At 58.2% G+C, this 6,284-nt stretch carries 7 protein-coding genes; 3 read left to right on the plus strand and 4 right to left on the minus strand.

Annotation, left to right across the window (positions count from 1 at the left end):
- Positions 1 to 72: 72 nt before the first annotated feature.
- Complete coding sequence (locus tag ACR0LF_RS09740; RefSeq protein WP_480576222.1) at positions 73 to 1,074, minus strand: sterol desaturase family protein; 1,002 nt, start codon at positions 1,072 to 1,074, stop codon at positions 73 to 75.
- Between the two features lie 107 nt (positions 1,075 to 1,181).
- On the opposite strand from ACR0LF_RS09740, the gene ACR0LF_RS09745 reads away from it, so the two are divergent.
- Positions 1,182 to 2,072, plus strand: coding sequence for a LysR substrate-binding domain-containing protein (locus tag ACR0LF_RS09745; protein WP_480576219.1), 891 nt, complete (start codon positions 1,182 to 1,184; stop codon positions 2,070 to 2,072).
- On the opposite strand, the gene ACR0LF_RS09750 is transcribed toward ACR0LF_RS09745, so the two are convergent.
- The 3 genes from ACR0LF_RS09750 to ACR0LF_RS09760 all read right to left on the minus strand — a co-directional run bounded on the left by ACR0LF_RS09750 (position 2,045) and on the right by ACR0LF_RS09760 (position 4,430).
- Positions 2,045 to 3,106: a helix-turn-helix domain-containing protein gene (locus ACR0LF_RS09750; protein WP_480856275.1), complete on the minus strand. Its 1,062-nt coding sequence runs from the start codon at positions 3,104 to 3,106 to the stop codon at positions 2,045 to 2,047. The genes ACR0LF_RS09745 and ACR0LF_RS09750 overlap by 28 nt on opposite strands.
- Before the next feature lie 65 nt (positions 3,107 to 3,171).
- Positions 3,172 to 3,909 (minus strand): hypothetical protein, encoded by a 738-nt coding sequence (locus tag ACR0LF_RS09755; RefSeq protein WP_480576213.1) that lies wholly within the window; start codon positions 3,907 to 3,909, stop codon positions 3,172 to 3,174.
- Positions 3,906 to 4,430 (minus strand): RNA polymerase sigma factor, encoded by a 525-nt coding sequence (locus ACR0LF_RS09760; RefSeq protein WP_480576210.1) that lies wholly within the window; start codon positions 4,428 to 4,430, stop codon positions 3,906 to 3,908. The genes ACR0LF_RS09755 and ACR0LF_RS09760 overlap by 4 nt, the downstream gene beginning before the upstream one ends.
- 96 nt (positions 4,431 to 4,526) lie before the next feature.
- Between ACR0LF_RS09760 and ACR0LF_RS09765 the strand changes: the two genes are divergently transcribed.
- Both ACR0LF_RS09765 and ACR0LF_RS09770 read left to right on the plus strand, forming a co-directional pair.
- On the plus strand, positions 4,527 to 5,117 hold the full coding sequence (locus tag ACR0LF_RS09765) for a YceI family protein (RefSeq protein ID WP_480576207.1): 591 nt from the start codon (positions 4,527 to 4,529) through the stop codon (positions 5,115 to 5,117).
- 335 nt (positions 5,118 to 5,452) lie between these two features.
- A partial coding sequence (locus ACR0LF_RS09770; protein WP_480576204.1) for a trimethylamine methyltransferase family protein occupies positions 5,453 to 6,284 on the plus strand: 832 nt, incomplete at its 3' end.

Genomic DNA, 6,284 nt, shown 5'->3' on the forward strand with positions numbered 1-6,284 from the left:
TGCCCCACTGTAACTTCACCAAACACACCAACCGGACCCTTAAGGGTCCGGCGCGTTACAATTTTCAATGGTTCACTCAGCAGCCCAAATCTTGCGGCGGCGTTCCTTGACCATGTCATTACCTTCATCGGTGCCGTCGTGGAACGTGTTGAACCACTCGTCCCACGGCGTTTCCCACGTACCATAGTTGCAGTCGAAAAAGCGGTGGTGAAGCTGGTGAAAGAAATCCCCGACCTGAAACTTGGCCTTGCTGCCAAATTTCACATGCTCGAACCCGGCATGAGAGGTCGGTGCCCCGATACCGTGGTGGAACAACAGGAAAATGGCGTGGATCGGATGCGAGGGCAGCAGGAAGAAGATCATCGTATCGAACATCAGGAAGAAGCTCTCGACCGGATGCATCGCCAGCCCTGACCACGGGCCAGTGTTGATGTTGCGATGATGCCAAGCGTGGACTTTGGTATAGAACACGCCAACGTGCAGCAGTCGATGCAGCCAGTAGAAATGGAACCCGGCCCAGATCGGCACAAAGACGATGACGGCGACGAACCAGACCGGATTGCTGTCAAAACTGATCATCGTGATCCAGCCATTGGCGTAGGAATAGAGGATCAGACACTCCCAGAACGTCCAGAACGTCAGCGCGGGGCCAAGGGTCCAGAACATGTTGTCCCAGACCTGGTTTTTGAACGTGAAAACCTTGGCGCCCTTCATCATCGGGCGCATGTCATATCGGTATTCATCCTGTTGGGTGCGGAACCTCCAAAGGGCCAGATGTAAGCCGCCGGCGACCACCATCAGGATACAGAAATTGCGAAACCAGATTTCCGCAATCCAATCCCAACTGAAAGTCTCAATCCGGCTCAGTGATGGCGTCAGATAGGTCCAGGTGATGATCGCAAAGACCAGCAGCAGCGCCCGCAACGCAAGCGGGTTCCAGCTTTGCAGCAGGTACTTCAATGCGGCCAACGGTTTCATGGGCCAATCCCAATAGGGCGAGGTCTGAATCGGCAACTGGGGCGTATAGTTCCAGATCTTGCGCTTGGGACGTGGCGGCAGGGCTGGGTCTGACATGGTAGGCTCATTTCATCTGTTCACTGATCACAAACCTAAGGCAGAGGCGTTAAAACTCAGACCATATTGTCTTGCCGGTGAGGCTAAGTTTAGCTTAGCCTGCTCACATGAGCCCCCGCGTCCCCTCCCTCAACTGGCTTCGCGTGTTCGAGGCCGCAGCCCGAACCGAAAGCTTTGCCCGTGCGGCGACCCAGCTGAACATGACGCCCGCCGCTGTCAGCCAGCAGGTTAAAGCACTAGAGACCAGATTGGGTGCACCCTTGTTCCACAGGCACGCGCATGCGGTAACGCTCACCGAGGCCGGGCGCGCCTATCTGCCGTCGGTGCAGCAATCACTGCTCATGCTTGAAACCGCGACCACCGGATTGTTCGGCGAAACCCGCGAGCAGAGGCTTTATGTGCAATCCGTGCTTCTTTTTGCGCACGGTATTCTGGCCGGAGGTATCCCGGCATTTCAGGCGGCGCATCCCCAGATAAATCTGTCACTCTCAACGGGAAACGTTGTCTCGGATTTCGCCAATCGGTTCACCGACTTGCAGATCGTGTTTGGGAACCCCGCACTGTTTGAGGCGGAAAGCGATGAGCTGATGCGCGAACACCTTTACCCCGTTGCTCCGCCCGAAATTGCAACACAGGTTGAGTCGCCTCAGGATCTGTTTCAGTTTACCTTGATCGAAGTTTCGACCCATCGTGCAAGCTGGCCGCATTGGTTCGAACACCAGCGGCTGTCAGCAGGGCAAGCACGGTACTTTTTTGCGGACAATTCAATGATGTCGGCCGAACTTTGCGCCAACGGCTTTGGCATAGCGCTGGCACGCGCGCCGGCCTCGGATCGAATTATGAAGCTGTCCGGTTTGATCCCCTGCCTGCCCGACATCTCCTGCCCGGGGCAAGAGGCTTATCATCTGGTCTATCCGTCACGTACGACCTTGCGCCCGGCAGCACGAACGTTTCGCGATTGGCTGATGGATTACAGCGCTGCGGTCCAGACACGGTAACGCCCCTGCCCCGTGACCTCGCGCACCAAACCACGCCGCGCGAAAAGGTCGAAATTACGCTGTACCGCTGCGCGAGAGGCTTTGGTCAACTCTTCCGCCAATGGAGCCGAAACCATTGGCCAAGCTGTCAGAGTATCAATCAAACGCGGCGGGGTACGCCCGCTTAGATCCTGCGTGGCCTCTCTGGCCTTGGTTTCCCATGCACTGATCCGATCCAGATGCAGCAACCCTGCGAGTGCGGCCTGCCCTGCCCCGCTGATCCATGCACTCAGCTTTTCCGTCGAATCCCCCATTCCACGCAACGCACCCGGTCCAGACAAAGCCAACGGCATGAACAGCGCACCGCCGCGTCCCATTGTTGCCGCATGGCGTGCTGCAATGACTGCCGCCTCGGTGTCCTGGCCAATGCCTTGCGACACCGCCCGCCATGCGTGAAACGCAATCGCGGACTGAGTCACCGGGTGCAACCCTTCCGCATTTTGCATAACCTCAGACAGGTCAACGATGGCCTCGGGGGCCGCCGCAGTCCCCTGCGCAAGCCGGTCGAGAAACGCAGTCAGGCCGCTTTCCCATCCACCCGCAGCAGGCGCCGCGCCCGAACTCAGACGACGCACGGCCCAACCCGCCCGGAACAAGGCCTGCACGTCGTCATGGGTCGCGCCGATCCGCAAGCCAGTCCATAAGGCCAGACGATCCACACTGATCCGGTCGCCCGTCCACCAACCCAGATCGGATGTTTCCATCAACGCAAGACGGTGCGTCCACCCCTCGGGTCCCGCCCGCAGCCGTTCATCCAATGCCCCGAACGTCAGGGCCAGATCGGCAAGCTCCGCGGAAAGCTCGGACTGCGCGGCCCGCCAATCGCGCGGGTCGAAAAGCTGACGCTGTTCGGGGCGTGGACCGGGTAAAAAGAAATCCTCGTCCGGGTCGTCTTCATCCGGCGGCAAAAACCACAGGTCATCCTCTTCGGACGGATCGCCATCATAAATGCTGGAGGGGCCGAGATCTTGGTCCTCATCTTCCGGAAGGGGCATGGGTTTCTTCGACGTCATAGCCCGCATTCTTCGGACATTCCTGCCGGTTCACAAGGGGTTTTCCGTCAACCCGCGAAAGAACGGGTCAGAACATCCAACTCGCCTTCCAGATCGGTCTGAGGAGAGCTGCCCAACAACATATACCCATAACCATCCTGCGCCCATGTCGCAGTCGCCAACCCACTCAGCACAGCCTGCTTGACCTCGGCACTGGGGGCGTTTGGCCCCTGACGGATAACGCAGAACGCAAACGGCTGACCCTGTTCATCGGCAAAAACAACCTGAACCAAAGGCTTACCTTTAAACGACAGAACCTGTGCCCGTTTCAGCTCCAGCCCCGGCAGGGCCTCCAGAGTGCCACGGTTCAGGGATCGGCCAAGCTCGGCCTCGGCCATCGCGAATTGCTTGTCCAGCGACGCCTCGGAACTGTCCAGCGAGGCAATCGTCTCGGGCACATAGAGCGACTGATAGATCGCCGCCTGCTGCGCCCAACCCAGTTCTGCCGGGCGTGTCGCCCAGAACGTCAGGGCAACCGCTGCAACACCAACACTCGCGGCCACAGCAACAAGGCGCACAAACCCACCGCCAGTGTTTTGCGCGACGGGTTCCGGCAAATCTAGTTCCGGGTCTTCGGCAGGCAGTTCTTCGAAAACGTCCTGAACAACAGGCGCAAACGGGTCCAGCGCCATCAAGCGGCGTTCAAGCTCAGCATCATCCTCAACCGCGGCCTCGATGGCGCGGCTCTGAGCCTCGTCCAGTGTGCCTTCCAGATACGCTAGCAGCGTCTCGTCGGAAAACGTCATTTGCCACTCCGTCGCGCGGTGTCTGCCGCATCAAGCTGCATCACGGTTTTCAGTTTCTGCCGGGCGTTCGAAAGCCGGCTCATGATTGTACCGATGGGAACCTTCAGCAAGGCAGCGGCTTCGCGGTAGCTGTACCCTTCGACGAATACAAGCATAACCGTTTCCCGCTGCGCTTCTGGCAGTTGCATCACTTGAGTAAACACTTCAGACGCGAAAATATTCGTTTCTGAATCCGATCCCGTTGCAACAAGCTCCGCCTCCGGTGTCACCGACAGCGCCTGAGCCCGCCGGACAGAGCGTGATCGCACCTCATTCAGCCAGATCGACCGACAGATCGTCATCAACCAACTGTCCAGACGATCATGCGAAGTCACCTGATGATGCCGTTCAAGCGCACGCAGGCACGTGGCCTGTAACAAATCGTCCGCCACATCCGACGCGCCCGACAAAGCCAGCGCAAACCGCCAGACGCGTTTCGAATGCGTCTGCACTGCGCCTCGGACGGCCTGTTCGGAAGTCATTTGGGCACTCATCGAATAAATTGCGACCTGTGTGTGTTTGTCAGTAACGGACCGGGCCCGCAGGGTCAGGACTGACATAAACCGTGGAGGAAAGAAATGAAACTTCTGTTGAAGGCAGTCACGTTTGCGTCGGCGATTGTTGCAACCCCCGTTCTGGCAACGGGCTGGACTCTTGACGGCGATCGTTCGCATCTGGCCTATGGGTCGATCAAGGAAGACTTCCTGGGTGAGGTCAACAGCTTTACCAACGTCAGCGGGCATGTGACCCAGAATGGCATGGCTGAAATCGAAATCGACCTGTCTTCGGTCGAGACCAATGTCGATATTCGCAACGAACGGATGATCGAGTTCGTCTTTCGCAACGCAGGCACCGCAACCCTGACCGCCGAATTCGATATGGCACAGGTTTCAGGACTTGCTGTTGGTGAAACCACGACAATCGATGCCGCATCCACCCTCTCGCTGATCGGAACGGATGTTGAGTTCGATGCAGAAATGTTTGTCGCGCGCCTGTCCGAGACGTCCGTGCTTGTCTCGACAAACGACATGGTATTCCTCGATACGGACGAGGCCGGTATCGATGACGGGCTGAACAAACTTATGGAACTGGCAAGCCTGACCAGCATCACCCGGGCGGTGCCGATCACGGCACGGCTGATCTTTCACACCAGCGGTGCCACAAATTAATCAGTCCCATGCAAGGCAAATCCAACCATTGACGTCAGCAAATTGCTGACCGGTGAAATATCTTCGCGGTGGCGAACTGATCTGATTTGATCAAGTTTGCAACCGCGTTCTTCCTGTGGGCACCAGCTGTTTTTACGTTCATTTCGTCTGCTGCGCGCGTGATTGATTGTAGTCTTGCTGCGGCTTCGAAGTAGACGAGGTGTTTTGATGATGAGACGTTTTTCCAGAGGTTGTGCATAAGTTAGGTTTATCCAAAGCATTATCTTTTTCAACCGTCACGAACGGGTTTCATGCGGTTATTGTGCCGGCTCAAATGACCCAAGGAGTGGCTCAACATGGCGCGTCGCGCACGACAGTCCCGTTCACGCAGCACGGAGGCCGGATCGGTACCGGCGTCCCCCTATATTCAACGCAGGCTGGCCTATTTTGACCCTCTGAATGAAGAGGATCTGGTGCGGATCGAAACCCAGGTTGACTGGATTTTCGAAGAGGTCGGCATTGCGTTCCGGGATGACCCGGAGGCGCTGGAATTGTGGCGGCGCGAAGGGGCGCGGATCGACGGCGACATTGTGCGGGCTGATGCGAGCTGGATCCGCGATCTGTGCGCCAGGGCACCGAAGAAATTCACCCAGGTCGCCCGCAACCGGGATCGCTCGGTTGTGATCGGGGACGGCAATCAGGTCTTTGCCCCGGTCTATGGTGCGCCTTTCGTGCGCGATCTGGAGGGCGGCCGCCGCTATGGCGACATCGAGTCCTTCGAGAAGCTGGTCAAGCTGACCTATATGCACCCCAACCTGCATCACGGCGGCTTTGTCACCTGTGAACCTTGTGACGTTCCGGTCAGCAAGCGGCATCTGGACATGCTGTTCACCCACATGACCGCCAGCGACAAGCCGCATCTGGGCGCGATCACCGAGATGAGCCGGGCGCAGGACAGCGTCGAGATGGCCGAGATCGTCTTTGGCGCCGATTTCATGGAAGACAATTGCGTCATCATGGGCAATGTGAACACCAACTCGCCGCTGCTGGTGGACCGGGTCGTGACCGAGGCCGCGCGGGTCTATTCGACGCGCGGACAGGGCATGATCGTGGTGCCGTTCATCCTGTCCGGCGCGATGGGTCCGGTCAGCACCGCCGCCAGCGTCGCCCAGGCGATGGCCGAGGCGA

The organism is Ruegeria sp. E8, assembly GCF_056533985.1.

Excerpts from the sequence above, each read along its gene's own strand:
- ACR0LF_RS09740 (WP_480576222.1), bottom strand. The coding sequence starts at position 1,074 with ATGTCAGACCCAGCCCTGCCGCCACGTCCCAAGCGCAAGATCTGGAAC.
- ACR0LF_RS09745 (WP_480576219.1), top strand. The coding sequence starts at position 1,182 with ATGAGCCCCCGCGTCCCCTCCCTCAACTGGCTTCGCGTGTTCGAGGCC.
- ACR0LF_RS09750 (WP_480856275.1), bottom strand. The coding sequence starts at position 3,106 with ATGCCCCTTCCGGAAGATGAGGACCAAGATCTCGGCCCCTCCAGCATT.
- ACR0LF_RS09755 (WP_480576213.1), bottom strand. The coding sequence starts at position 3,909 with ATGACGTTTTCCGACGAGACGCTGCTAGCGTATCTGGAAGGCACACTG.
- ACR0LF_RS09760 (WP_480576210.1), bottom strand. The coding sequence starts at position 4,430 with ATGACTTCCGAACAGGCCGTCCGAGGCGCAGTGCAGACGCATTCGAAA.
- ACR0LF_RS09765 (WP_480576207.1), top strand. The coding sequence starts at position 4,527 with ATGAAACTTCTGTTGAAGGCAGTCACGTTTGCGTCGGCGATTGTTGCA.